The organism is Tolypothrix campylonemoides VB511288_2, from assembly GCF_045999855.1.
Classification (GTDB): domain Bacteria; phylum Cyanobacteriota; class Cyanobacteriia; order Cyanobacteriales; family Nostocaceae; genus Scytonema; species Scytonema bouteillei_A.
The window spans coordinates 319,763-343,002 of sequence record NZ_JBFPMW010000006.1; the positions used below are offsets into that span (position 1 = coordinate 319,763).

At 42.3% G+C, this 23,240-nt stretch carries 19 protein-coding genes; 12 read left to right on the forward strand and 7 right to left on the reverse strand.

Going from position 1 to position 23,240, the window contains the following annotated elements; all coding sequences use genetic code 11:
• The first annotated feature begins 154 nt into the window (after positions 1-154).
• Entirely contained in the window at positions 155-1,867 is a 1,713-nt protein-coding gene (locus tag AB0756_RS20395; protein ID WP_038079948.1) for a protein kinase domain-containing protein, read from the forward strand.
• A 216-nt stretch (positions 1,868-2,083) separates the two neighbouring features.
• The gene (locus tag AB0756_RS20400) at positions 2,084-2,344 is read left to right on the forward strand and encodes a Nif11-like leader peptide family natural product precursor (RefSeq protein WP_038079946.1); all 261 of its coding nucleotides are present in this window, start codon (positions 2,084-2,086) and stop codon (positions 2,342-2,344) included.
• Positions 2,345-2,381: 37 nt separating this feature from the next.
• Here the strand turns inward: AB0756_RS20400 and AB0756_RS20405 are convergent, their stop codons facing one another.
• On the reverse strand, positions 2,382-2,957 hold the full coding sequence (locus AB0756_RS20405) for a DUF924 family protein (protein WP_038079943.1): 576 nt from the start codon (positions 2,955-2,957) through the stop codon (positions 2,382-2,384).
• 5 nt (positions 2,958-2,962) lie between these two features.
• Positions 2,963-3,520 carry an SRPBCC family protein gene (locus AB0756_RS20410; protein WP_038079941.1) on the reverse strand — a complete coding sequence of 186 codons (558 nt, stop codon included), beginning with the start codon at positions 3,518-3,520 and terminating at the stop codon, positions 2,963-2,965.
• A gap of 609 nt (positions 3,521-4,129) precedes the next feature.
• Between AB0756_RS20410 and AB0756_RS20415 the strand changes: the two genes are divergently transcribed.
• Together AB0756_RS20415 and AB0756_RS20420 are read left to right on the forward strand one after the other, a co-directional pair.
• Positions 4,130-4,324, forward strand: coding sequence for a hypothetical protein (locus AB0756_RS20415; protein WP_038079991.1), 195 nt, complete (start codon positions 4,130-4,132; stop codon positions 4,322-4,324).
• A gap of 44 nt (positions 4,325-4,368) precedes the next feature.
• Positions 4,369-6,951, forward strand: a complete 2,583-nt coding sequence (locus AB0756_RS20420; RefSeq protein WP_038079939.1) for a GAF domain-containing hybrid sensor histidine kinase/response regulator — start codon at positions 4,369-4,371, stop codon at positions 6,949-6,951.
• Between the two features lie 174 nt (positions 6,952-7,125).
• Here AB0756_RS20420 and AB0756_RS20425 read toward each other — a convergent pair whose 3' ends face one another.
• On the reverse strand, positions 7,126-8,838 hold the full coding sequence (locus AB0756_RS20425) for an HAD family hydrolase (protein ID WP_038079937.1): 1,713 nt from the start codon (positions 8,836-8,838) through the stop codon (positions 7,126-7,128).
• Between the two features lie 242 nt (positions 8,839-9,080).
• On the opposite strand from AB0756_RS20425, the gene AB0756_RS20430 reads away from it, so the two are divergent.
• The 5 genes from AB0756_RS20430 to AB0756_RS20450 all read left to right on the forward strand — a co-directional run bounded on the left by AB0756_RS20430 (position 9,081) and on the right by AB0756_RS20450 (position 15,470).
• A complete protein-coding gene (locus AB0756_RS20430) occupies positions 9,081-10,007 on the forward strand; it encodes a ribonuclease D (RefSeq protein WP_038079935.1) in 927 nt (308 codons plus the stop codon).
• A gap of 17 nt (positions 10,008-10,024) precedes the next feature.
• A complete protein-coding gene (locus AB0756_RS20435) occupies positions 10,025-10,819 on the forward strand; it encodes a tetratricopeptide repeat protein (RefSeq protein WP_038079933.1) in 795 nt (264 codons plus the stop codon).
• An 835-nt stretch (positions 10,820-11,654) separates the two neighbouring features.
• Positions 11,655-13,319, forward strand: coding sequence for an FAD-dependent oxidoreductase (locus AB0756_RS20440; RefSeq protein WP_237265991.1), 1,665 nt, complete (start codon positions 11,655-11,657; stop codon positions 13,317-13,319).
• A 13-nt stretch (positions 13,320-13,332) separates the two neighbouring features.
• Entirely contained in the window at positions 13,333-13,674 is a 342-nt protein-coding gene (locus AB0756_RS20445) for a 4Fe-4S binding protein (protein WP_038079929.1), read from the forward strand.
• A 449-nt stretch (positions 13,675-14,123) separates the two neighbouring features.
• Complete coding sequence (locus AB0756_RS20450) at positions 14,124-15,470, forward strand: LLM class flavin-dependent oxidoreductase (protein ID WP_038079927.1); 1,347 nt, start codon at positions 14,124-14,126, stop codon at positions 15,468-15,470.
• A gap of 268 nt (positions 15,471-15,738) precedes the next feature.
• Here AB0756_RS20450 and AB0756_RS20455 read toward each other — a convergent pair whose 3' ends face one another.
• Positions 15,739-16,416, reverse strand: a complete 678-nt coding sequence (locus tag AB0756_RS20455) for a cadmium resistance transporter (protein ID WP_038079925.1) — start codon at positions 16,414-16,416, stop codon at positions 15,739-15,741.
• A gap of 879 nt (positions 16,417-17,295) precedes the next feature.
• Entirely contained in the window at positions 17,296-17,487 is a 192-nt protein-coding gene (locus AB0756_RS20460; protein ID WP_162002204.1) for a hypothetical protein, read from the reverse strand.
• Between the two features lie 322 nt (positions 17,488-17,809).
• Here AB0756_RS20460 and AB0756_RS20465 point away from each other — a divergent pair, with 322 nt between their 5' ends.
• Together AB0756_RS20465 and AB0756_RS20470 are read left to right on the forward strand one after the other, a co-directional pair.
• On the forward strand, positions 17,810-18,007 hold the full coding sequence (locus tag AB0756_RS20465; RefSeq protein ID WP_038079922.1) for an NblA/ycf18 family protein: 198 nt from the start codon (positions 17,810-17,812) through the stop codon (positions 18,005-18,007).
• Positions 18,008-18,061: 54 nt separating this feature from the next.
• Positions 18,062-18,310 carry a hypothetical protein gene (locus AB0756_RS20470; RefSeq protein WP_038079919.1) on the forward strand — a complete coding sequence of 83 codons (249 nt, stop codon included), beginning with the start codon at positions 18,062-18,064 and terminating at the stop codon, positions 18,308-18,310.
• 63 nt (positions 18,311-18,373) lie between these two features.
• Here AB0756_RS20470 and AB0756_RS20475 read toward each other — a convergent pair whose 3' ends face one another.
• A complete protein-coding gene (locus AB0756_RS20475; protein WP_038079917.1) occupies positions 18,374-19,417 on the reverse strand; it encodes a S66 peptidase family protein in 1,044 nt (347 codons plus the stop codon).
• Positions 19,401-21,410, reverse strand: coding sequence for an ATP-binding response regulator (locus AB0756_RS20480; RefSeq protein WP_038079915.1), 2,010 nt, complete (start codon positions 21,408-21,410; stop codon positions 19,401-19,403). The genes AB0756_RS20475 and AB0756_RS20480 overlap by 17 nt, the downstream gene beginning before the upstream one ends.
• Positions 21,411-22,195: 785 nt before the next feature.
• On the opposite strand from AB0756_RS20480, the gene AB0756_RS20485 reads away from it, so the two are divergent.
• Entirely contained in the window at positions 22,196-23,134 is a 939-nt protein-coding gene (locus tag AB0756_RS20485; RefSeq protein WP_038079914.1) for a ParA family protein, read from the forward strand.
• Positions 23,135-23,240 lie beyond the last annotated feature (106 nt).

A 23,240-nucleotide genomic window follows, 5' to 3' on the forward strand; every position in this document is an offset into this window, starting at 1 on the left:
AGATAAAGTGTGAAGTCTCAAGTGTAAAGTATGAAAAGTCGTTATTTATGACCCTTGATTCTTCATTGTTCTTTTCATCCTTCATCCTTTATCCTTTATCCTTTCTTTACGTGGGGAATCATTGCGGAAATCTTTTTACAATCACCGTTACAACATGATTGGGCAGTTACTAGCAGGACATTACAAAGTCCTTGAAGTATTGGGTGAAGGAGGTTTTGGGCAAACTTACGTTGCTGAGGACAGCCACCTCCCAGGAAACCCTAAATGCGTCCTCAAACATCTTAAATCTTCTAGTACAGACCCTGAAATTTTAGAAACTGCTAGAAGGTTATTTCAAAAAGAAGCTGAAACGTTGCAAAAGTTGGGTAGCCACGACCAAATTCCCCGACTGTTTGCATATTTTGAAGAGAACCAAGAATTTTATTTGGTACAAGAATTTATTGATGGATACTCTCTCAACAAAGAAATAACTTTGGGGTTGAGATGGACAGAAAGCCAAGTTATCCAATTGCTCATTGAGGTACTGAGCATTTTAGAGTTTGTCCACAGCCAAGGAGTCATTCATCGTGATATTAAACCCAGCAATCTTATCAGACGCGCTTCAGATAACAAATTAGTTCTGATTGACTTTGGCGCAATTAAACAATTGCGAAGTCAAACAGCAACTCGCACGGGGCATAATAATCTGACTCTGATCGTCGGAACTCGCGGATATATGCCTTCCGAACAAATTAGACGCTTACCGCGCCCTAGCAGCGATATCTACGCCTTGGGGATGATGGGTATTCAAGCACTCACGGGGATGTATCCGCACAAACTCCAAGACGATCCGAACACAGGAGAAATTTTGTGGCAACATCTAGCTTGTGTGAGTCCGGGATTATCTGCTGTCTTAACTCAAATGACACGCTATCACTTCAAGGATCGTTATCAGACAGCAACAGAGGCTTTGTGTGCGCTTCGAGAATTAGCGGCTTACCCCAACCAACTTTCAGGTGTTGAGGCGACTGTCACAACTACGACTTTACACGAACTGACTTTGGAATGGGAAGAAGGAGAATTAGCTAAGAATCGCAAAATTACTGAGAAGCAACATAGCAAGAAGCCCGGTAGAGTTCGTGTTGGTCGCAATCCCGAAGAGTGCGATATTGTTTTGAACGATCCAACCGTGTCAGGGCTGCATATTGAAATCTTTTTTCATCAAGCTAAGGAAAGATTTTATTTGCGGAATTTACGCCAAAGGAACCCTCCTATTGTTGATGGTCAATTACTTTTAGCTGGTGAAATACCTCTTTTTATTGGTAGCAGTATACGTTTGGGACAAGTCAATGTTAGGGTGAGTGCGATCGCAAGCAAGGATTATCCTGTAGGGTATGTTCCAATTGAATTCGCACTTGTACCGATCGCCCCGCAACAACCCGTCGTGAAAACGATACGCATGCCCAAAGTGAACAGCTTTAAAGAACACTCAAAGCTGATTGTGCGGTCGGGTCGATCTACAATTGCTTCAATACCCAGCAAAGTGCCACGCCTCTTGGGAGTCAGTTTTGCCGTCTGTGCGAGTGCGATCGGTGGATTGGTCTTTTTTAACGCTGACAACACAAGCGGAAGTAACGCACAACAGAGTTGGCTATCTGAAAAACCCCAGCTTTGTCGTATTATTTCCCCTCCTGGTGGTAGGTTTACGGCTAAATTACGACCCGAACCGGGAACAGAAGTTGGTGCAATCAAACAACTCAAGCTAGGCGAAAGGGTTTTGTTTTTGCGATCGCGCGGTGATTTTACAGAAGTTCAACTACCTGATGGTAGCCAAGGCTGGCTTTTTAATGATGAGATCCGACGTTGTATTGCATCGAAGAAAGGATAAAGAAGGGATCGGGGACAAGGTAGAGGGGGTAGACAAGGTAGAATTCTTCCTTGTCTCCCTTGTCTCCCTTATCCCCCTTGTCCCCGATCGCTTTTTCTAAATTTATCCTTGGCAGAACACAAATCTTTTGAATAATGTATGTAACCGGAATTAACTGGTGGATCTATGTAGCTTTGTCTAAATGCTACAAATCATACTAAAGGGAGATAAAATGCTATGGCACTAGAGCAAGTGAATGCTTTTTATGACACGTTGATGTCGGATCGAGCAATTTACGAGCAATACTACCGTCAGTGCTGCGTTCGCGGATTATTTGGTATTTGGGATTGGGATAAAACAAAAATTGTTAATTTTGCTACTACTTTAGGCTATTCTTTTACGGAAAGCGAATTAGACGCTGTCTTGTTTGGCAGTGAACCAATTGTTCTTCAAGATTCAATAAATTTATCAGAATATAAACAGTACGTATTTCAGTGACCGACGCTGGTTGGTGCTCATCGGTCACCGATTATTCTTAAAAAGAAGACCCTGTCTGTTTTAAAAACTCTTTTTCTTCTGGTGTTGAAGTTCTTCCCAAAATCGCATTGCGATGGGGAAAGCGACCAAAACGCTCTATGACTTTCATATGGCGAATAGCATAATCAATACAACTGGCACTGTCAGGATCGTTGGTGAGTTGCTCAAACAACTGAACCGACTTACGCTGATGTTCCAAGTTTTCGCTGTGTTCAAATGGGAGATAAATAAACCAGCGTTGGACAGGTAGAAGTGCTTTGTCATAGCCATGGGCAATGGCATGATGCGCTGCGGAGAGTGCTTCCCAGTCTGTTAAAAAGGCTTCGGGAGTATCTCGGAAAACGTTTCGGGGAAATTGATCGAGCAGCAAAATGAGAGCCAAACAGCTCTCAGGGGCATCAAGCCATTCGTCGAGATTTCCTGCTGCTGCTTTTTGATAAGCTGTTAAAAACCGGACGCGAAGTTCTTCGTCAAATTCCGGTTTTTTACTAAACCATGAAGATTTTGGTTTTCCATAACCCGGTTCATCTGGTTTGCCAAACCAAAAGTCTAAAATTTCAGTTGCCTGTGACATCGCTTTTACTGACCCTTACAAAGCACTTGTCGCATTTTACGCATATTTGTTGGCAATTCAAAGTTCATTGCTTGTTGTATAAAAATAGATGGTACGGGTATGGTCGGAGTTGCTGCCACTCCATAAGTCAGTAAAGTGCCATTACCACAATCTTTTAGCTCTAAGTTAGCCGTAAAATCGTGAAATGTGCCTTTTTCCAGTCGAAATTGTATCCGCTGTCCAATTTCTTCTACAACGTTAAGGTAAATTTCGACTTGAGCTGTAAAAAATAAGAAAGCTTTTTGTGCTGCTTGATACAGACGCTTGGCTTCTCCTCGTTGCAACACTTCACTTTTGGTCACATCCGGAAAATATTGCACCCAACGGGGATAATCTGTAATTTGCTGCCACACTTGCGATCGCATCAATGGTACGTACATTGTGGCTGTCACAGCACCGCCCCAGGCTGTATGCGAGCTTGTCTGTACTAATATTTCGCCTTGCATCAACAATCTTTGTTGATCTTGATTCCAAACCATATTTGAACCAGTAATAACTGTATCTGATGTTGACGATGCCCTCATATTACTTTCAATCACTCCTCAAAACACCTACAACTTAAAGGTCTATAACTGGATATAGGTCTCAATCGAGCCAAATATGCCAATTTTAGTTCCAATCCGATCTACAAGTTTTCCGGAAATTACCACGTGTTTGCAATTATTACCAAAACTTCATAAAAACTAGCCTCTTCTTATCGCTAAAATTAAAATTTCTAGAATTCTTATTTCATATAATGTGTTCTCCCCTCAGCATCAGAGAGCCCAGAAGCTACTAAAACGGTTTAAAATTCACTAGTTTACCTAGATGGCGGGTCTAGGGAAAGCCAGCAGATTTCCCAACTGAAAAGAGCGAGCCTATAGCTCTATGTCCTTGGGATATACAGAGATACCCAAAGGGTGAATTACCTTCGCCCAAAACTTTTTAAAGATATTCTTAAATTGTTCACGAGTATTCACTGATTGCATTCAGTAGAAATACTGAAAATTCCTTTTAAATCTTCAATAGCAGAAAATAATGCGTCTATAGCCGACCCCATACAATTTATGAGTCTTTCAGGATTTGTAAAATCTTGTCAAGATAAAATAAAAAAAGCTAACTTACAACAAACTTTTGATGTTGGAGCACTAGAAATGAATTCTTCTAAGTTAAATCGCAGGTTAAACCAATCTCTAGGTATTTTTCTTGGTGTTGCGATCGCTGTCTGGGTTTTGAGAGGTTTTGGTGCGATCACTTTTCTTCCTGGAGGGGTTATTTGGCTGTTGCTTCTAGCAGCAGTAGCTATGGGTGTCCTAAGTTACGTGCAGAAGACTTGGTGGCGATTCTAATTTGATTGTTTTAATCACCTCAGGAAAAGGAAAAACTTAATTTTATGGAAAAGGATGTCCGGGAAACAAAAATCTTATTTTTTGACGATCGACCAGAACAGCTACAGGAGCTATTTAACATCCTTATCCATAAAGGTTACAGTGTTCAAAGAAGTAATTTTCAACCAGAAGAGATACTCCCTCGCGTTCTTCTGGAAGTACCCGATATAATTGTGTTAAATGTTACACTTCGAGAAACAGAAACATATACAATTTGCCACCATTTAAAATCAAATGAGAGAACTGAAAATATACCAATAATTTTTATTAACTTTATAAATAATATTCATGAAAAATTAAAATATTTGAGATTGGGTATTTTTGATTATATTACGCAACCGACTACTGAAGAAGAGATTTTATTGCGTATAGAAAATCAACTCAAGACTCAAAAATGGCAAAAACAACTAAAAGAGCAAAATCTCCAACTACAAAATGAAATTAAATCTCGCGAGTTTGCAGAAATTGAATTAAGGGAAAGTGCAGAAAGGGAACGAGCCATATCCCACGTGATTCAAAGTATGCGGCAATCGTTAGATTTAAAAACAATTTTTGCTGCCACAACACAAGAATTGCGACAAGTCCTTAATTGCGATCGCGTTGTTGTGTACCGTTTTAATCCAGATTGGAGTGGAGAGTTCATCGCGGAGTCTGTAGGCAAAAGCTGGGCGTCTATCATTGAAGCAAATCAAAGTAACCCCGATCTGACTAAAAATGCTTTAGAAAACGAACGTTGCATCATTCAACTATTTAACAGTCAAGATAATCAAGTTTTAGATACTTATATGCAAGAAACTCAAGGCGGCGTATACAACCAGGGTACGAGTTTCTTGTGTGTTCCCGATATTTACAAAGCCGATTTTGACTCTTGTTATATTAATCTTTTGGAACGCTTTCAAGCCAAAGCTTATATTACCGTTCCCATATTTTGCGGTCAGCAACTTTGGGGACTGCTTGCAAGTTATCAAAATTCCAATACTCGAAACTGGAAAACAGGAGAAATTAATATTGTTGTGCAAATAGGCAATCAGTTGGGAGTTGCACTACAGCAAGTAGAACTCCTGGCAAAAACTCAAGAACAGTCAACAGCATTGCAACAGGCTGTTATTGCTGCTGATGCTGCCAATCATGCCAAAAGTGAATTTCTAGCAAACATGAGTCACGAGCTGCGGACGCCACTCAATGCTATTCTTGGCTTTACCCAATTGATGAGTCGCGATCGCAAATTATCCCGAGAAACTCAGCAGAATCTAGAAATCATTAATCGTGCGGGAGAACACCTACTTAGCTTAATCAATGACATTTTGGAAATGTCTAAAATTGAAGCAGGTAGGACAACCCTCAACATCAACTCTTTCGATCTATATCACCTCTTGAATAACTTGCAACAAATGCTGCATTTACGTGCAGTTTCAAAAGGTTTAGAACTGGTGTTTGAGTTAGATGCAAACCTTCCCCAAAACGTAAAAACCGATGCCAGTAAGCTGCGTCAAGTTTTGCTCAACCTCTTAGGTAATGCCATCAAGTTTACTAACAGTGGGCGCGTGACATTGCGTGCAAGATTGGAGGCTGGGATCTGGGGCTTGGGATCTGGGAAAGAAACCTCCCAATCCCTCATCTTTGAGGTTCAAGACACTGGGCTTGGAATTGCACCTCATGAAATGGATTTGCTGTTTGAACCATTTGGGCAAACAGAAACCGGTAGAGAATCACAACAAGGAACGGGGCTGGGATTAGCTATTTGCCGTAAATACCTGCATCTTATGGGTGGTGAGATTGGCGTTCGCAGTACTTTAGGCGAGGGTAGTACCTTTGCTTTTCACATCCCTATTGAATTAACTTGTCAAAGCGAAAATATCATTAGCCCAGTACCGAAGCGAGTCATCGGTTTGGCACCCAATCAACCGGAGTACCGTATCTTAGTGGTAGATGATGCAAGCGACAGTCGTTTATTGTTAGTGAAATTACTGTCAGCGATCGGATTTAAAGTCCGCGAAGCAAACAATGGAACACAAGCTATTTTGGAGTGGGAATCTTGGCACCCACAGATCATTTTTATGGATATGCGAATGCCAGTCATGGATGGTTATGAAGCAACAAGACAGATTAAGGCAAGGGAAAAGACACTTGGAATGAGTCACTCTCAAACCCCGAACCGCAATCGTCAATTCCCAACTATTATCATCGCCCTCACGGCTAGTGCCTTTGAAGAACAAAGTACGTTTATGATTCAAGCAGGCTGTAATGATTTTATTAAAAAGCCGTTTCGAGAAGAATTTTTACTAGAAAAATTAAAGCAATATTTGGGTCTGCAATACCTTTATGAAGAAGAAAATAGCTCTGTAGAGGATGTAAATAATTATGTATCTGAGGATTTTTTTCTGGAATTATGTCAGATGTCCCCTGAATGGTTAAGAGAATTAAACCATGCAGCAGCACAATGTAGTGATGAGTTAATTCTTAAATTTATAGAGCAGATTCCTGCTGAATATGCTCTCTTAGCATCTGCTTTAACTGATTTAGCTCACAATTTCTACTTTGAAAAAATCATGCAATTAACTGACTTGGCATTATCCGGAAATTTATAATTATTTCAGTCTTTGTGCATAACTCTTATGCCAGATGTTTTCTGTTGCCATCTTAGTTAAGTTTTGGATCTGGCAGACATATCAAAGCTAATTAGGAGGGGATTGTGAAAAGTTATGATACTGGCGAAGTCCGTAAGGATGATACGGACGATCGCGGCAGTGGTAGGTGGTTTTTTAAGCTGGTAGAGTATAACGCTGTTCAATAGCAGCTTTAATAGCCGCACGGCTTTCTCTGGCTGAACCGTTAGCAGTTTTCTCTATCTTCTCAGCTTCCTCCGCTAAAGAATCATCCTTAATAGCTTCTTGGAACCAACGGGAATAGTCTCCCTGCTTGAGATGGTACAACCAGGTTTCGTCATCAACGCCTTCAGCAATTTGGGTAAACAAAATTAAGTTTTGAGCGCGGAGATTGAGTTTGCCCAATGGTCCTACAAAGTAAAAGCTTTTATCTTCTCCCAATTGTCCTTGAGCATACTTGCGTACATGACGGCGGCGTTCTGTATTTCCGGGAGTGATGCGGAAGCGGAATGGTTCGGTCTCAGATTCGCGGAACCATACCATCGCCTCTCCTGGTTCGAGTTTTTGAGGAGCCAGTTGTGGGGGACAATGACCCACAACAGAACAGAATTGCTCAATATTTTTCTCTGGTGACAAACCTACAGTAATGATAGCATCTACCAAAGATAGTGCTGCGGGGGCAACTTGGTCGGGATGGACGGTAATAAACATCATGCAATCAAGCTTTTGGGGTAGTGTTAGGGAAGCAGGATTCCAAGAAGCAGGCATGAGGTGATGGGCTTCATCTACCACTATCCAATGAGGACGACCGGTACGCGCTCTTAATTCCTGCAATTGGGGTAAAAATTCGGCAAAAAAGGCGGGACGATCTGCTAAAGCAACGCCCAGTAAGTTAACAATCACATTTTGGTGCGGTTGCTCTAGTAAATCTAAAATTTCTTGTATCCTTGGCGCTCTGTTAGTATCACCTAAAATAACTGCATCTTCAAAGTTTTCGTAATCGCCTTCAGGATCGATGATACAGAATTGATAATTTTGCTCTGCAATGCGCTCCAGTACAGCCGTTGCCAAAGTCGATTTACCACCACCAGAAGTACCAGTTAGTAAAAGATTTGAGCCGTAAGCCTGGATATTTACGAGAGAATCATCTTCTCTCGTACCCAATAAAATATTGTGTTGTTCCCTTTGGATGTTTATCTCAGTCAAATCTGAAGCCAGCAATCGATCGATCAGTTCGACAACACCAGCACCGCGACTGTTTTCAGTGACAAAATCTACTCGTTCTTTTACCACCGGTAAAGCGTTTGCAACAGCGACAGAACACTGACACAATTCTAAGAAAGCATGGTCATTTTCAGCATCACCTACAGCTACAACATTATGCGGTGATAACTTCATTTCATCTAAAGCAGCAGTCAATCCTACTGCTTTGTTGATACCGGAAGGCAGTATCATAACTGCACCTTTATTAAAAATGACTTGCAATTCCAAACCCAACTCCCGAATTGTTTGCAGTACTGTTGTTTCGTTGGGATGCCAAGTGGCAACAATGACTCGACCAACTGACAAAGGATCTACTTTGCGATCGCGTAATGCTTTGATAAACTCTTCGGGCGGTTTTGAGCCTAATGGTTTCTCCTGACGGGAAGCAGGAGAGTACAACAAAGCGCCATTTTCTACCACCACCCAATCAAATAAATCCAATTCTGGAAATGCACGCTGCAAATCTTCTAGTTCGCGACCTGTCACTAATATCAATTTTCTACCAGAAAGGCGCAGGCGTTTTAAAGCTGCTATAGTTTCATCGCTTACGCGACCGTCAGTTGCTAGCGTACCATCATAGTCAGTGGCTAAGACAAAGTAGCGCATAGTTAATTATTAGAAGTAGATTTAAAACATATGTGTACACAAATAAAATGACTTGAGTCTGAGACTGAAGAAATCCAGCCTGGGAAATAAATACTCTATCAATCAAGGGTGAGATTTAGAAAGTCAGTATCTGCAATATACCTCATAGCTCAAGTTTTGTATTTTCTTACACGGGGCTGAAAATGGTACCTTGGAAAGTTATAACAGAATTTACTGTTGGCCATCACAAGGAAAAATCACAAATGCCATACCTGACTTCAGAAAGTACGATTCGTTCTCTGATTGCTGAATATACAAAAGCCAGTACTTTATGGATTGATACCGAAGTTGCTGAGTACAACACTCGCAATCCGAGATTATCGCTGATTCAAGTCTTGGATGAGCCAGCAGATTTGAGCGGGGAACGCACTTTTATTTTGGATGTTCTCAACCAGCCCCACACTGTCGCTGAGTTTATTGACAAAATTATGGTTAATTCCAAAATTGAAAAAGTTTTTCATAATGCCAGCTACGATTTAAAATTTTTAGGTGGAAAGAAAGCAAAAAATATTACTTGTACTTTAGAATTGGCAAAAAAAATTCCTTATTATGCTTTACCAGTTCCTAACTATCAATTGAAAACGTTAGCTGAAGAACTTTGTGATTTCCAGAATATAGAAAAGCAAGAACAGAAAAGTGATTGGGGACGGCGACCCTTAACTGAAGACCAAATAGAGTATGCTTACTTAGACTGTATTTATCTTGCTCAAGTCCATTTAAATTTGATAGAATTAAATAAAGAAATTAATCCAGAACCTGCTGCGGAAGACATAACAGCCCTAAATGCAAGATACGCGCAGATTGAGGAACAGTGGAAGGTGCTCAATTCAGAGTACGAGCATTTGCGGGAGCGCATCAAAAAAGCCATGCAATTGCAAAATGTATCTGAGACACCATATTTAAAACTGTCTTCTTACGAACGCACATCTGTAAAAGTTGCGTTTATGGAACTGGTACAGTTGGTACAAAATCAATCTCTTGATTTTGATTTTCCGATTGCATTGACTCAAAAATTACAAAAAGATTTAGGAGAAAATTTAGAACAACTGTCAGTAGACGTTGAGAAAAAAACTTACTGGCAACTAACATCGAAAAATCAAGAAAGTGATGCAGGACAGGATGAAGAATAAAGTATAAAGGATGAAGAATGAAAAATCTGTTGCTGGCTGTATTTGTGTTTTTGGCAATCGTGGGTTGTAACAATACTAAAGAAGTATTTGTAACAGATATTCAATCTCGTCCTGTCTTGCGTTCGGTAGCTAGACCATCTAGTGCTAGAGACTTTTATATTCAGGGTCAGTACAGGCAAACAAAAGGAGACTCTCAAGGCGCGATCGCTGCATACAATAAAGCGCTCGGTCTTAATCCCGATTATGGAGAAGCTTACAATAAGCGAGGGTTAGCCTACTTTAAGTTAGGAAACAGACAGCAAGCGATCGCAGACTACAATCAAGCCCTGCAAATAAATTCTAATGATACTCAAGCTTATAATAATAGGGGGAATGTTTATATAGCAGAGGGAGCAACACGAGATGCGATCGCAGATTACAATCAAGCGATTCGCATTAATCCTAATTATGCTGAAGCATACAATAATCGAGGAAATGCTAGAGCAGCGACTGGAGATAGAAATGCAGCCGTAGACGATTACAGTGAAGCGATTCGCCTCAATCCCAAATACGCCGTCGCATATAATAATAGAGGGAACGCCCGCACCATTTTAGGAGATAGAGAGGGAGCAATTGCAGATTACGACGAAGCCATTCGTCTATCCCCCAACTTTGCTGCAGCATACAATAATCGGGGTAATGCTCGGGCTGCATTAGGAGACAAAGAGGGTGCTATGGCTGATTTGCAACGAGCAGCCAAAATTTTTGAAAAACAAGACAATCAGCAATTGTATCAAGAAGTGATGAATAATATGAAAGAGCTTGGACAATAGTTACGCTTGATATCATTCTTACCAAATAATTGCCTTATTAAAAGGGGTTGGGGGGATCGTATTTGTCTCAAAGATGCGCGGGAATTGGTATGAGAACAAAGAGAGCACATTGAAACCGTTATGACTGATTCTACAAACCAGCGCCGCGATCGCAGGAGCATCCCAATTTGGAAAAAACATGACCGCGATTGAAATCGCCGCTACACAAACAAAGTCTATTTAAAGTGGACTTTAATATGAAGTCCGCATCGTCGGACTTGGTTGGTATAGCTTCAGAATAGAATTCTGAAGGCAATTGGCACTCTTTGGGATGCTTTTGCGATCGCTTCTGTATTATTCTCTCTAACGCGGAGTCACCGCTTGCAATGTTGCATACTATTGCCCGTTCTCAAGGCTTGCATGAATATGGAGTCTGGCTAAAAGATTAATTTGTTATCTTTAGTGTTTGAAACACTAACAATTAGAGTATCATATTAACTATTATTTGCCGTATACGCCCTTTATACACATTATGCAAACTCTATCTACTGCATGAGCAGTCAAATAAAGCAGCAGTCATGAGTCCCAAACAAATCAGCAAGCGCAATTTTACAGATAAAAAAGCAGATGAGTAAAACATGATATGTAGTAGCTCATCAGTTTTCCACTGTTTCCCACCTAATTTAGTGTTCGATCGAGGTCGCATTGTCGAAGATAGCACCAATTAATGAATGACTGGCAAAACTTGGTGCTGACTAATAGGTTATGGAAAATGCAGGCAGGTGGATTTTTGCCTGTAGAAGCCGCTTACAGTGGCAAAGTATGAAGCTGACTGCCCAAAAAGGAGGACAAGGAATTGCTAAGCGAAAATGAACTACAATTAGCCGCTGATGTACTGGTAATTGGTGGCGGTCCAGCCGCCGCATGGGCAGCATGGGCAGCCGCATCTCAGGGTGTCAAAGTCATTATTGTTGATAAAGGGTTTTTAGGTACGAGCGGTGCTGCTGCTGCTAGTGGCAATGGTATTATGGCTCCTTGTCCCGAGAATTGGGACAAAGTTTTGTCGGAGCGCTATTGTTTAGGAAACAACCTAGCTAGCTTGCGTTGGATCGAGCGGGTGATTGAAAAAACTTGGCTCAGTTTGCCACTCGTGGAAGATTGGGGCTATCGTTTCCCTAAAGAAAATGGGGAATCCGTGCGCCAAAGTTATTACGGTCCTGAATATATGCGGGTACTTCGCAAAACCCTGTTGCGTGTGGGCGTTCAGATTCTCGACCAAAGTCCTGCTCTCGAGCTTTTATTAGCTGAGGACGGCTCAGTGGCTGGAGCAATAGGAGTGCAACGGCAGCATCATCGTACTTATACCGTTCGTGCTGGTGCAGTAGTCCTAGCAAATGGCGGTTGTGCATTCTTGAGCAAAGCATTGGGCTGCAATACCAATACAGGTGATGGATTGCTGATGGCAGTGGAAGCAGGTGCTGAACTTTCCAGTATGGAAGCTTCCAATCACTATGCCATCTCGACCGCTTTCAATGCCACAGTAACAAGGGGTGTTCCTTTTGGCTGGGCTAGCTACACTAATGAAGCGGGTATCGATCTGGGTGGCTATATCAATGGTCGTCGCGATCCATCCTTCCTCCCCAATGCTCTCCTAAAAGGCTCCGTTTATGCCCGTTTAGATCGAGCCACACCTGAAGTCAAGGCAGTGATTGAAAGGTCTCATTTCATTGCTTTTCTACCTTATAAAAAAGCTGGCATCGATCCCTATACAGAACGAGTGCCCGTAACACTAGTTTTAGAAGGTACAGTGCGTGGTACAGGTGGAATTCGGATTGTGAATGATAGTTGCGGTACAAAGGTTCCCGGACTTTACGCCGCTGGTGATGCTGCATCACGGGAGTTTTTATCTGGTTTGGCTTCTGGCGGTGGTGGTCCCAATGCCGCTTGGGCGATCTCTACAGGACAATGGGCAGGAGTTGGAGCAGCTGCTTTTGCGAAGAGTCTGGGCGCTCATGCTTGCGAACGGGTTGTGCGTCCTGTAGGTCAAGCCGGATTGCGCTCGCACTCAAGCACTTTTGAAACATTTGATAGCGAGGCAATTGTGCGGGGGGTACAAGCCCAGATGTTCCCATTAGAGAAAAATTACTGGCGTAGCGAGCAAGGGCTTTTGGATTCACTCGCCAAATTAGAAACGCTATGGCAGCAAGTACAAGCAAACCCAAAACAAAATACCGTGCGCGATGTGGAATTTTCTCGTCGGGCGGCTGCTCTCACGGCTGTAGCGCGATGGGCGTATTTTAGCGCTTTACATCGCACGGAAACACGCAGCGAACATATTCGCGTGGACTATCCCCAAACCGATCCAAATCAGCGTTATTATCAAGCCACTGGTGGTTTAGAAAAGCTTTGGGTGAGGCGTGATTGGATAACGGATGCGATGTCTGACGACAAGCCGCAAAGCATTTGCGCCACGCCTCCAACACTCACCAATCAAACTACAACCTCTACATCAAAGTCATAGCAGGAGCCTTATAATGATCGAGCTTGTCAGCCATAAACTTTGTATCAACTGCAATGTTTGCGTCCAAGTTTGTCCTACCAATGTCTTTGACTCCGTACCCAACCAACCACCCGCGATCGCCAGAAAAGAAGACTGCCAAACGTGTTTCATGTGTGAGGCATATTGTCCTGCTGATGCACTCTATGTTGCGCCTGAATCTCATACTAATGTTGCAGTCAATGAGGATGAATTAATTGAAAGTGGCATCATGGGTGAATATCGTCGCATCTTGGGTTGGGGGTATGGCAGAAAAAACAATAGTGACTTGGATACTGCTCATAAACTGCGCCAACTACCGCGCCCCTATCAAAGTTAATTATGTGTGTAATCGAGAGTGCAACTGCACTCAGTCATTGACAGGCTGAAGTAGCAAGCCCCAACCTCGGCCAAGCAGGTTGAGGTACTTCACACTTCTAGTCTTTTACTGGATTAACTCATCATACAATTGCTATGATGAGTTAATACTACTGTTTATTTATCCATTTATCGTAATATACTTTTAGCAACAGGGTTGGCGAGAAGCTGAGTACAGCTTGCGCCAAGGGCGATGCTGCAAAGCAGCCGCTTCGCGAGAAGCTGGGTACAGCTTGCGCTAAGAGCGATGCTGCAAAGCAGCCGCTTCGCGAGAAGCTGGGTACAGCTTGCGCTAAGAGCGATGCTGCAAAGCAGCCGCTTCGCGAGAAGCTGGGTACAGCTTGCGCTAAGAGCGATGCTGCAAAGCAGCCGCTTCGCGATCGCATATAAGACCACGCCTACGGAGGGCTAATGAGCGGTAAAAAACAATTGAAACTGGGTGCGTTCATGCGTCCTGTCAGCATACATACAGGTGCTTGGCGCTATCCTGGGGCTTTACCTGATGCCAATTTTAACTTCCCAGCACTGAAACGATTTATCCAGAAACTAGAGCAGGGCAAGTTCGATGCATTCTTCATGGCCGATCACTTAGCGGTACTCAATATGCCGCTCAATGCTTTAAAGCGCAGTCACACCGTAACCTCGTTCGAGCCTTTCACTCTGCTTTCTGCCCTCGCAAGCGTCACCGAACATATCGGGTTGATAGCCACCGCTTCCACAACTTACGACCAGCCTTACCACATTGCTCGCCGCTTCGCGTCCCTAGATCATATCAGCGGCGGTCGCGCTGGTTGGAACATCGTTACCACAGCCAATCCAGACGCAGCACTTAACTTCGGTTTAAAAGAGGAAGTGGAGCATGACGAACGCTACGCACGAGCTAGAGAATTCTATGATGTCGTAACGGGACTTTGGGATTCCTTTGCTGACGATGCATTCATCCGAGACGTGGGATCGGGAATTTATTTCGATCCCTCAAAAATTCACGTTCTGGGTCATCAGGGAAAATATCTCTCGGTACGGGGACCATTAAACATCGCCAGACCCGTTCAGGGTTGGCCAGTCATAGTTCAGGCAGGTGCGTCTGAAGCGGGGCGTCAGCTGGCTGCCGAAACCGCTGAAATCGTGTTTGCATCCGCCAGCAGTTTGGAAGCAGGCAAAGTCTTCTTTGCTGACATTAAGAGTCGTGCGCGGGCGATCGGACGCGATCCAGAAACCATCAAAATTCTTCCGGGTGCCTTAGTTATCGTAGGTGAAACCGTAGAAGCAGCACGCGCCAAGCGTACCCATTTGGATAGCCTCGTGCATTATGACAGCGGGATCGCTAGCCTGAATAGCGCACTTGGTTATGACGTTTCGGGCTTCGATCCCGATGGTCCTTTGCCGATAATTCCACAGACTAACGCTGGTAAGAGCGCACGAGAACGAGTAATAGCGCTTTCCCAACGCGAGAATTTGACCATTCGACAGCTAGCTCAACGCATTGGCAGTTACGGCGGATTGGCGTTTGTCGGTACACCCCAAACCATTGCCGATGAAATGGAGCAATGGCTGACTGAGGAAGGATCTGACGGATTCAACATCATGTTCCCTTTTGTTCCAGAAGGGCTAAATGATTTTGTAGACAGGGTTGTGCCAGAACTCCAACGGCGTGGGATCTTTCGCCAGGACTACGAGGGCAAGACGCTGCGCGAAAATCTGGGACTGGCTCGCCCTGCTAATCGCTTCTTTGAGACTGCAACTGCATCTGTAACTTAATATGTAAGTAGTTTACACACACTAGAGAGAAAAATAATGAAACCTCGCCTATCAATTGATAGTGCGAGGAGTCATAAAACTGCGAATGAGTTTTTCTATTGACTTGTGTATCCCTGCTTGTTTACGCATAGTGCATTCGGCATTTGGGATGGACATGAGTGAGGCTGAAGTGCGAGAGCAATGATGCCTCAGTCAAGTATTAGAAAGGATCGCCTGGAGTGCGATAAACACTCTTTCAGCTTGCGCTAAGAGCAAGCGCACGCATAACTTAATGATGGAACATTGCCAGACTGGGTAAAAGTTGATATGTTTCGCTCTTAATTAGGATAGAGAGTCCCAACCAAATTAAAACAAAGGGAAAGACTTTGCGACCATAGCGAGTGAGAAGCGGTGCCATGAGGGGATTGCGAGTCAGGAAGTATGAGAGACAGCACCATACCCCAACAGTAAGGTAGCAAACACATAAAATGACTCCTAAACTTGGGAGATTGCTACTCGCAAACAAAGGTACGTAAATTCCAATGTTATTACCTCCATTTGCAATAGTCACTGCGGACACTCTATAGGTTTGAGGATCGCGGAGAGTTGCCAAGAGTGATTTTTTGTGGCGCTTTGAGCGAGTGGGAGAAGATGACAAGTTAACCGCGATAGATTCTACTGCCTCATCCCCGTCGTCTCGACTCAAGAGATGACTGATACCAATAGCGATAGGAAGGAAACCCAATAAACCAATCCAGCTTGCAGGAAGAACTAAACCGCCAAAGAAACCGGGTAGACTAGCTAAAACTAACGCAGTGAATCCAACAAACTCACCAAGAATAATGTGCTTCGGGCGAAAAGCGTGATTGACTTTTCCAAAGAAAGCTGTCAAATATAGATTGTCATCAAAGGTAGTTGCAAAGGCAGCAGAGATGCCAACAATGAGTGTAGTAATTAGCCAATTCACAGTTATTACTCGCTATTCTTAAAATCAAGACAGTGTTTGTTTCCGCCAGGTACCTTAGCAGCGCATGGTTTTCATATTATGCCTTTCCTAAAATCACAGCAAATATTCTTTTTTTTTAAATTGATAAAAAAAAGTGATTGAAAAACTACTCTAAGTAATACCTATTTTGCCGTAAATAGACAGCCATAAAAGCTTTGAATGAATAGTGTAAGTCATTAATGACAAGAATAATGTTGTTTTAAAAATATTTTTGGTTGGGTCTACTAGACCAAGACGCGGCTTTATTACTGTACATTCGCTCATTAATTACCTATTGCATATACTTGCGTTTTCATCACTAATGAAAAATTAATATTGTTATCTATGTCCACGTAGGTGGACTTGGTTTGTATATAGCAATCCTAAATCATTTGTAAAATTCCTCTTTTCTCTTTTCTTCTCCTGACGGAGACGCTACGCGATGCTGTAAGCTATGCCCGCTAGGGCTATACTTGCTCTTTGCGACGCCTGGTGCTTTTATAGGGGGAACCCCCCTCCCTTGTTCACCAGTCCCGGTGGTCGCGGGAAACACCTCCCTTGTTCGTCAGTTACCAGGGCGTGGGAAACCCGCCTACAGCAATGGTCTCACCGCCTACTTTCTCTGGATTCACCGCAACGCACTGGCTCGTCTTTGTGGTTCATAATTTTATAAATCAAATAGGACTGCTATAGCTGCGATTACGAACATCGCAGGCGTGTTTTTTCCAAATTAAGATACTCCCGTTTCGATCCCCCCTAACCCCCCTTAAAAAAGGGGGAACTTAATTCCAATTCTCCCTTTTCACAATGTTTCATCTCTTTTCTAGAGATCTGTATACCACCGTAGCCAATACTTCTCGGTTAAGCCGTTTTTTCCTCCCCTGTACAAAGGTGCTTGTCTTTCGCGACAATTTTCGAGAGCCCTTGCAGTATTGCCACCGTAGCTCCTTGCAGGAGAGAGGCTTCAAAAGCGCGATAAGCACTCTTTCGGCTTGCGCCAAGGGCGATCGCACGCGTTGGTGTGCTTCGATCTCCTAACACGCTATTGTACACAAGTCTCAAGTAGCACATAAATTGATGTTTTAGCGTTGCTTTTACCTCACTCTAACCCTCCCCTTGCACTCATGGATGGAAATATAAATTTGATTTCTTCCTAATCCATCAGAGAGATTTGAGGGGAGTAGTAGGACAGAATATGCAAGATGCTTGTTATTAATTGATATATTCCCACAGATAAATTTTGTACATTCATAATAGTCCTTAAGATTGCCTCTAATTTAAACCTCCAGACAGGTCATTATCGAGTGAAGGAAGACTATTATGAACATATAAATAATTGAATTTGTAAAAACGAATTAGACAAGGTAGGTTAAAGATGAATAAGTCTATGGAATTATCTCTAGAGCAACAATTTAATCTAAGAATCTTTGAAGATTATGTAAGGCAGATGTCTCGCGAACAGGCACAAGATTTTCTCATTGAGATGCAAGAGCACATGATGCTCAAGGAAAATATGTACAAAACTTTGCTAAAGCAAGACTGGGGAATTAGCGCAGACCAAATCTTTATGTAAAGCAACTGCACTCTGTGTTCGATAAGTAATTATTCATAAATAACGCAAAAACCTATGAAAACCCAACAGAAACTTGACGAAATAACACTATACCTGACACAAACTTTGAGTGAATATGAAGTAATTCCCGCAAATTGGGGATGGCATATTCACAAGAAAGATATGTATTGTGGACTACTAGAATATCAAGATAAAAAAGGTTGGCGGGGGAGCGCTTTTAATTCCTTGCCAGCAAGAGTTAAAGAGAAACTTAAACAATTTGCACTTTCAAATTTTGCTCTCACTTATCAAGTGATGGTTTAGAACTCATGTTAGGGTGGGCAATGCTCATCGGAATAGAATGGCTGCCATTGCCCGCATAACTGTTTACCGAACAGCAGGTTCTAACATCCGAATTGTCCCAGCATCAGCATCTATTTCCACATCCAGACCAAGAGGCAATGTCAGCACATTTTCAAGATGTCCGATCGCAGCACCAGACCATGCAGGAATGCCCAAGGGTTTGATATGATCCCATAAAACCTCTTCAAAGGTCAAAGAGCCATAGTCTGCATCAGGCAAACAATCAGAGCATTGCCCAAAAATAAAACCAGCTAGTTTATCAAATAAACCCGCTATTTTTAACTGAGTCATCATCCGATCTATACGATATACATTCTCGTTCAAATCCTCCAAAAATAAAATAGCACCATTAAAATTGGGTAAATAAGGAGAGCCAACAATTGCTGATAAAACGGAAAGGTTCCCTCCAATCAGCTTACCTTTGGCTTTACCAGAAGAAATAGTTTGAACTCGGTATTTAACTTGCATCAAGCGGTCAGAATCACCGCTATCTTTCTCATTTTTAAAGGTGACAGTTTCAGCATTAAACAAAACGCGCCGAAAAGATTCTGTTTGAGTTGTTCTCCAAGAACTGAGTCCGTTGGGACCGTGAAATGTCACAAGATTAGTTTTCGCATTCAAGCCGAGGATTAATGACGTGATATCGCTGAAACCAACTACAATTTTGGGATTTTTGCGAATGCGATCGTAATCTAGATAAGGCAACATTCGGCTGCATCCCCATCCACCGCGAATTGGTAAAATCGCTGCTACGGAAGGATCGGCAAAAAATTGATTGATGTCAGAGGCGCGATCTTTGTCTTTACCTGCTAAATAACCATACCGTTCTAGAACATGAGGTGCGAGTTTGGGAACTAATCCTAAGGCTTTGACTGCATCTACAACTATATTAAGTTGTTCGCGAACAAATGTAGCACCAGCGGGGCTAACTATTCCCACACCAGATCCGGCTTGCAAGCGTTTGGGTTTTAACAGTGGTTGACTAGCTGCTATCCCCAACTTCAATGGAGACGCGAATACGGAAGAACTAGCGGCTAGTCCAATCAGAAAGTCACGGCGATTTATCATAAGAGTTTTGGTATGAAATCGAGTTGCTCGATTTATGGCGCAGAACATTGTGTAGTGTTTGCAATAAATCTTCAGCCATGTAAGGTTTGGATATAAATGCTTTCACTCCAGTAGTCCCTGCTAATTTATCGCCTGATAAACCACTTACCGCAACAATCAAAGCATTTGGATTTAGTTTTTGTATTGTGCGAATGGTGACTGCACCATCCATCATTGGCATCATCATGTCCACTAATACCAAGTTAATTTCGTGTTTTTGTTGGGCATAAAGTGCGATCGCATCAATCCCATTGCTAGCTGTTAACACTTTGTAATTATAAGCTTCTAATGAAATTTTGGTCGTCTCGAGAATATTGACTTCGTCATCTATGACGAGAATCAATTCTCCATTGCCCTTTGGTAGTTCGAGATCTTCCACATATGGGGTCGCTGTGACTGCCACTGCAGGCAAAAATATCTTAAACTCAGTTCCTACTCCAACCTTGCTATCGACGGTGACAAAACCGCCATGACTTTTAATGATACCCCTGACTGTTGAAAGACCCAGCCCCGTTCCTTTGCCAAACTCTTTTGTAGTAAAGAAAGGCTCGAATATTCTGTCGGCAATTTCGGACGACATCCCAATTCCTGAATCAGTCACTGCGATCGCAACGTAAGGACCAACACTCGCATCCAAATTAATACGAGCGTAACGATCGTCAATAAATTGGTTTTCGGCTTGTAGGTTCAGAACACCGCCGTTCGCCATAGCATCACGAGCATTCACAATTAAGTTCATCAGAACTTGATGCAGGTGTGTAGCATCCCCAAAAACAGCCCAGAGGTCTGGTTTTACACTCGTAAAAAATTCAATAGATTTGGGAAATGTTTCTCGAACGATCTGCTCAATTTCCAAAAACAAAGAGCTAATTTGCACAATTGTACGCTTGCCTTCGACTCCCCGTGCAAATTGCAACACTTGTTTGACCAATGCAGCACCTCGTTTGGTGTTATTTTCGATAATTTTTAAGACTTGCGAGTTTCGCTCATCAATATCAGGGAGTTTAATCTGTAGCAGTTGTGCTGAAGCCAAGATAGGAGTAAATATATTATTCAAATCGTGGGCAATACCACCGGCGAGTGTTCCAATACTTTCCAGTCTTTGAGCGCGTAACAATTGGCTTTCTAGCTGTTTTTTCTCTGTAATGTCGGTGTTAACTACAAGAATTGACTTGGGTTGTCCGTTTTTATGGCGTATCAGCGTCCAACGACTCGCAACAATAATGCGTTGACCTTCCTTATGAACCTGATTCAACTCACCTTGCCAGGTGCCACTTTCAGCTAGCTTTTTTTGAATTTCTTGAAGTTGAGATACTGTTTCTGGCTGATACAAAAGCTCGTTAGCATTTTTACTTATTGCTTCTGTTGCTGTCCAGCCATACAAGTGTTCGGCACCTTTATTCCAATAATGAATTTCATTATTTAAATCTCGAACAAGAATTGCGTCTGTGGTGATATCCAATAAAGCAGCTTGTTCGTGAATTTTGTGTTCTGCTTGTTTGCGCTCGGAAATTTCCTCTTCCAAACGCAAATTTTGCTGCAAGAGCGTCTTCGTTAGATTCCGAAGTCTTAAATGGAGTTCGATCCGGGCTAAAACCTCTTCATGCATGAGAGGTTTAGTGACGTAGTCCACCGCACCGAGGCTTAAACCTTTGACCTTGTCTATTGCTTCAGACAGTGCGGTCATAAAAATGACAGGAATATCTTTTGTTGATTCATTGGCTTTTAAACGACGGCAAGTTTCAAAGCCATCCATTCCTGGCATCAGAACATCTAAGAGAATGAGATCGGGTGGAGAATATACCGCTCTTTCGATCGCGCTCTCCCCATCTTCAGCAATCAAAACCGTAAATCCAGAGTTGGATAGTAAATCAAACAGTATTTCTAAATTAGTGGGTGTGTCATCGACAATTAAGATCGCACCCTTATCAGTAGAATCTTTGTCCTTTAGCATTTTTCATTTATTATTTCTTAACAGTCTTTTTATCCCCAATGCCTGATGCGATTATTTTCTACGACCTCCACTTTAAAAGTTATACTTTCCATCCTAGATTGTTCTTCTGGAATTTTTGGTGTACGATCAATTTTTTACATTTGCCTTCAATACATAATAAATGGTGTAACTAAAAGTAAAGTTACATCATTGAGTCCGCGCTCGATTGCATTCACGAGGCTGTAAGCTCTCCAATTTCTTTGAAGAATTGGGAAGACTAAGCAAAGTTACCCATCGGAACTTAAGACACAGACGACTGGAGGACTTTCAAATAAAAAATCTGCCAAAATTGCTTGTTGTGTAGGAGGCTTCTAGGCTGTCACTTATACAGGACAAACGAGGACGCCAATCCTACAAGATAAATAATTTATTGTTTGGAAATTCTGAAGATGTCTTAATATTGACTTCATCAAGTATATAAATTTACTCACATTCTAGATTGAATAGACGGAAATAACAACAGCTAGATTAAGGAATGTAACTGTCACTAAAATCTCAAGCTAATGACAAAGAATCAATGAGGTTTGTCAGGCGATCGCGCAATAACACACCTGAGACTGCTATAATGCTCACTACTTTATTGAAAGAATGAATTACAGAGCCACAGTGAAAAAAATTAAAATTCTGTAGTAAAAATGATGAAATGTTTACGCTAATGTAAAATCGCAAAGAATGCCCGATCGAAAGAAAGGCAAAATAGGACGCGGGTAAAAATAGGGCTGATGTGCTATTAGAGGAAACAACAAATGGGACATATCATTGCTACTGCAAATATGAAGGGCGGCGTTGGCAAAACCACTCTTACAGTCAATATGGCGACTTGTTTAACCAAAAATCATGGTAAGCGAGTCCTCGTTCTGGATTTAGATAGTCAAATCAGCGCTACACTCAGTCTGATGTCGCCTGTGGACTTTGCCAAACTCCGAAAGCAACAACGGACGCTGAGGTATTTACTCGACCAAATTATCAATTCATCGTCAAGAAAAAAATTGACAATTCAAGATATTATTCAACATCAGGTTTGCAATCTTCCAGGATTAGACTTATTGCCAGGAGATATTGACCTATATGATGAATTTGTTGTCTCGGAAATGCTGTATCAGCAAGCAGTCAATTTGGGTGAAAACGAGTTTGAAAATATTTGGAATCGGTTTGAAAGAGTGTTACTGGGGAAAGTTTTAGAACCCGTTCTTCAAGAATATGATTTTATTCTCTTAGATTGCGCTCCTGGATATAACCTTTTGACTCGCAGTGCTTTAGCAACCAGTAACTTCTACATACTTCCTGCAAAACCAGAACCCTTATCTGTGGTAGGAATTCAACTGTTAGAACGGCGCATTGCTCAGTTGAAAGAAAGTCACGAACAGGAAGCCAATCTGGGCATACAAATGCTGGGAATTGTTTTTACAATGTCTAACGCCAACTTTCTCAGTGGTAGGTACTACAAACAAGTTATACAACGCGTTCATCAAGATTTTGGCGACGAAAAAGTTTGCCAGACGCAAATACCAACTGACGTGAATGTTGCAAAGGCTGTTGATACTTTTATGCCAGCTGTCTTACACACTCCTCAATCAGCAGGTTCAAAAGCGTTTACTCAACTCACACAAGAGTTGTTGCAGAAGTTGGAAAAAGCTAAGGTGGAAAACCAGCAACAAGGTAACTTGCAATTTGCCACCACTTAAATTTCTTCATCCTCCACCAATACGGCAAGGGCTCTCGAAAATTGTCGCGGGAGACAAGCAGGGGATGCACCTTTGTGCAGGGGAGGAAAAAACGGCTTAACCGACA

What these genes read in the sequence shown, in the direction of transcription:
- AB0756_RS20395 (WP_038079948.1), top strand. Translation starts at nt 155, where the DNA reads ATGATTGGGCAGTTACTAGCAGGACATTACAAAGTCCTTGAAGTATTG.
- AB0756_RS20400 (WP_038079946.1), top strand. Translation starts at nt 2,084, where the DNA reads ATGGCACTAGAGCAAGTGAATGCTTTTTATGACACGTTGATGTCGGAT.
- AB0756_RS20405 (WP_038079943.1), bottom strand. Translation starts at nt 2,957, where the DNA reads ATGTCACAGGCAACTGAAATTTTAGACTTTTGGTTTGGCAAACCAGAT.
- AB0756_RS20410 (WP_038079941.1), bottom strand. Translation starts at nt 3,520, where the DNA reads ATGAGGGCATCGTCAACATCAGATACAGTTATTACTGGTTCAAATATG.
- AB0756_RS20415 (WP_038079991.1), top strand. Translation starts at nt 4,130, where the DNA reads ATGAATTCTTCTAAGTTAAATCGCAGGTTAAACCAATCTCTAGGTATT.
- AB0756_RS20420 (WP_038079939.1), top strand. Translation starts at nt 4,369, where the DNA reads ATGGAAAAGGATGTCCGGGAAACAAAAATCTTATTTTTTGACGATCGA.
- AB0756_RS20425 (WP_038079937.1), bottom strand. Translation starts at nt 8,838, where the DNA reads ATGCGCTACTTTGTCTTAGCCACTGACTATGATGGTACGCTAGCAACT.
- AB0756_RS20430 (WP_038079935.1), top strand. Translation starts at nt 9,081, where the DNA reads ATGCCATACCTGACTTCAGAAAGTACGATTCGTTCTCTGATTGCTGAA.
- AB0756_RS20435 (WP_038079933.1), top strand. Translation starts at nt 10,025, where the DNA reads ATGAAAAATCTGTTGCTGGCTGTATTTGTGTTTTTGGCAATCGTGGGT.
- AB0756_RS20445 (WP_038079929.1), top strand. Translation starts at nt 13,333, where the DNA reads ATGATCGAGCTTGTCAGCCATAAACTTTGTATCAACTGCAATGTTTGC.
- AB0756_RS20450 (WP_038079927.1), top strand. Translation starts at nt 14,124, where the DNA reads ATGAGCGGTAAAAAACAATTGAAACTGGGTGCGTTCATGCGTCCTGTC.
- AB0756_RS20465 (WP_038079922.1), top strand. Translation starts at nt 17,810, where the DNA reads ATGAATAAGTCTATGGAATTATCTCTAGAGCAACAATTTAATCTAAGA.
- AB0756_RS20470 (WP_038079919.1), top strand. Translation starts at nt 18,062, where the DNA reads ATGAAAACCCAACAGAAACTTGACGAAATAACACTATACCTGACACAA.
- AB0756_RS20475 (WP_038079917.1), bottom strand. Translation starts at nt 19,417, where the DNA reads ATGATAAATCGCCGTGACTTTCTGATTGGACTAGCCGCTAGTTCTTCC.
- AB0756_RS20480 (WP_038079915.1), bottom strand. Translation starts at nt 21,410, where the DNA reads ATGCTAAAGGACAAAGATTCTACTGATAAGGGTGCGATCTTAATTGTC.
- AB0756_RS20485 (WP_038079914.1), top strand. Translation starts at nt 22,196, where the DNA reads ATGGGACATATCATTGCTACTGCAAATATGAAGGGCGGCGTTGGCAAA.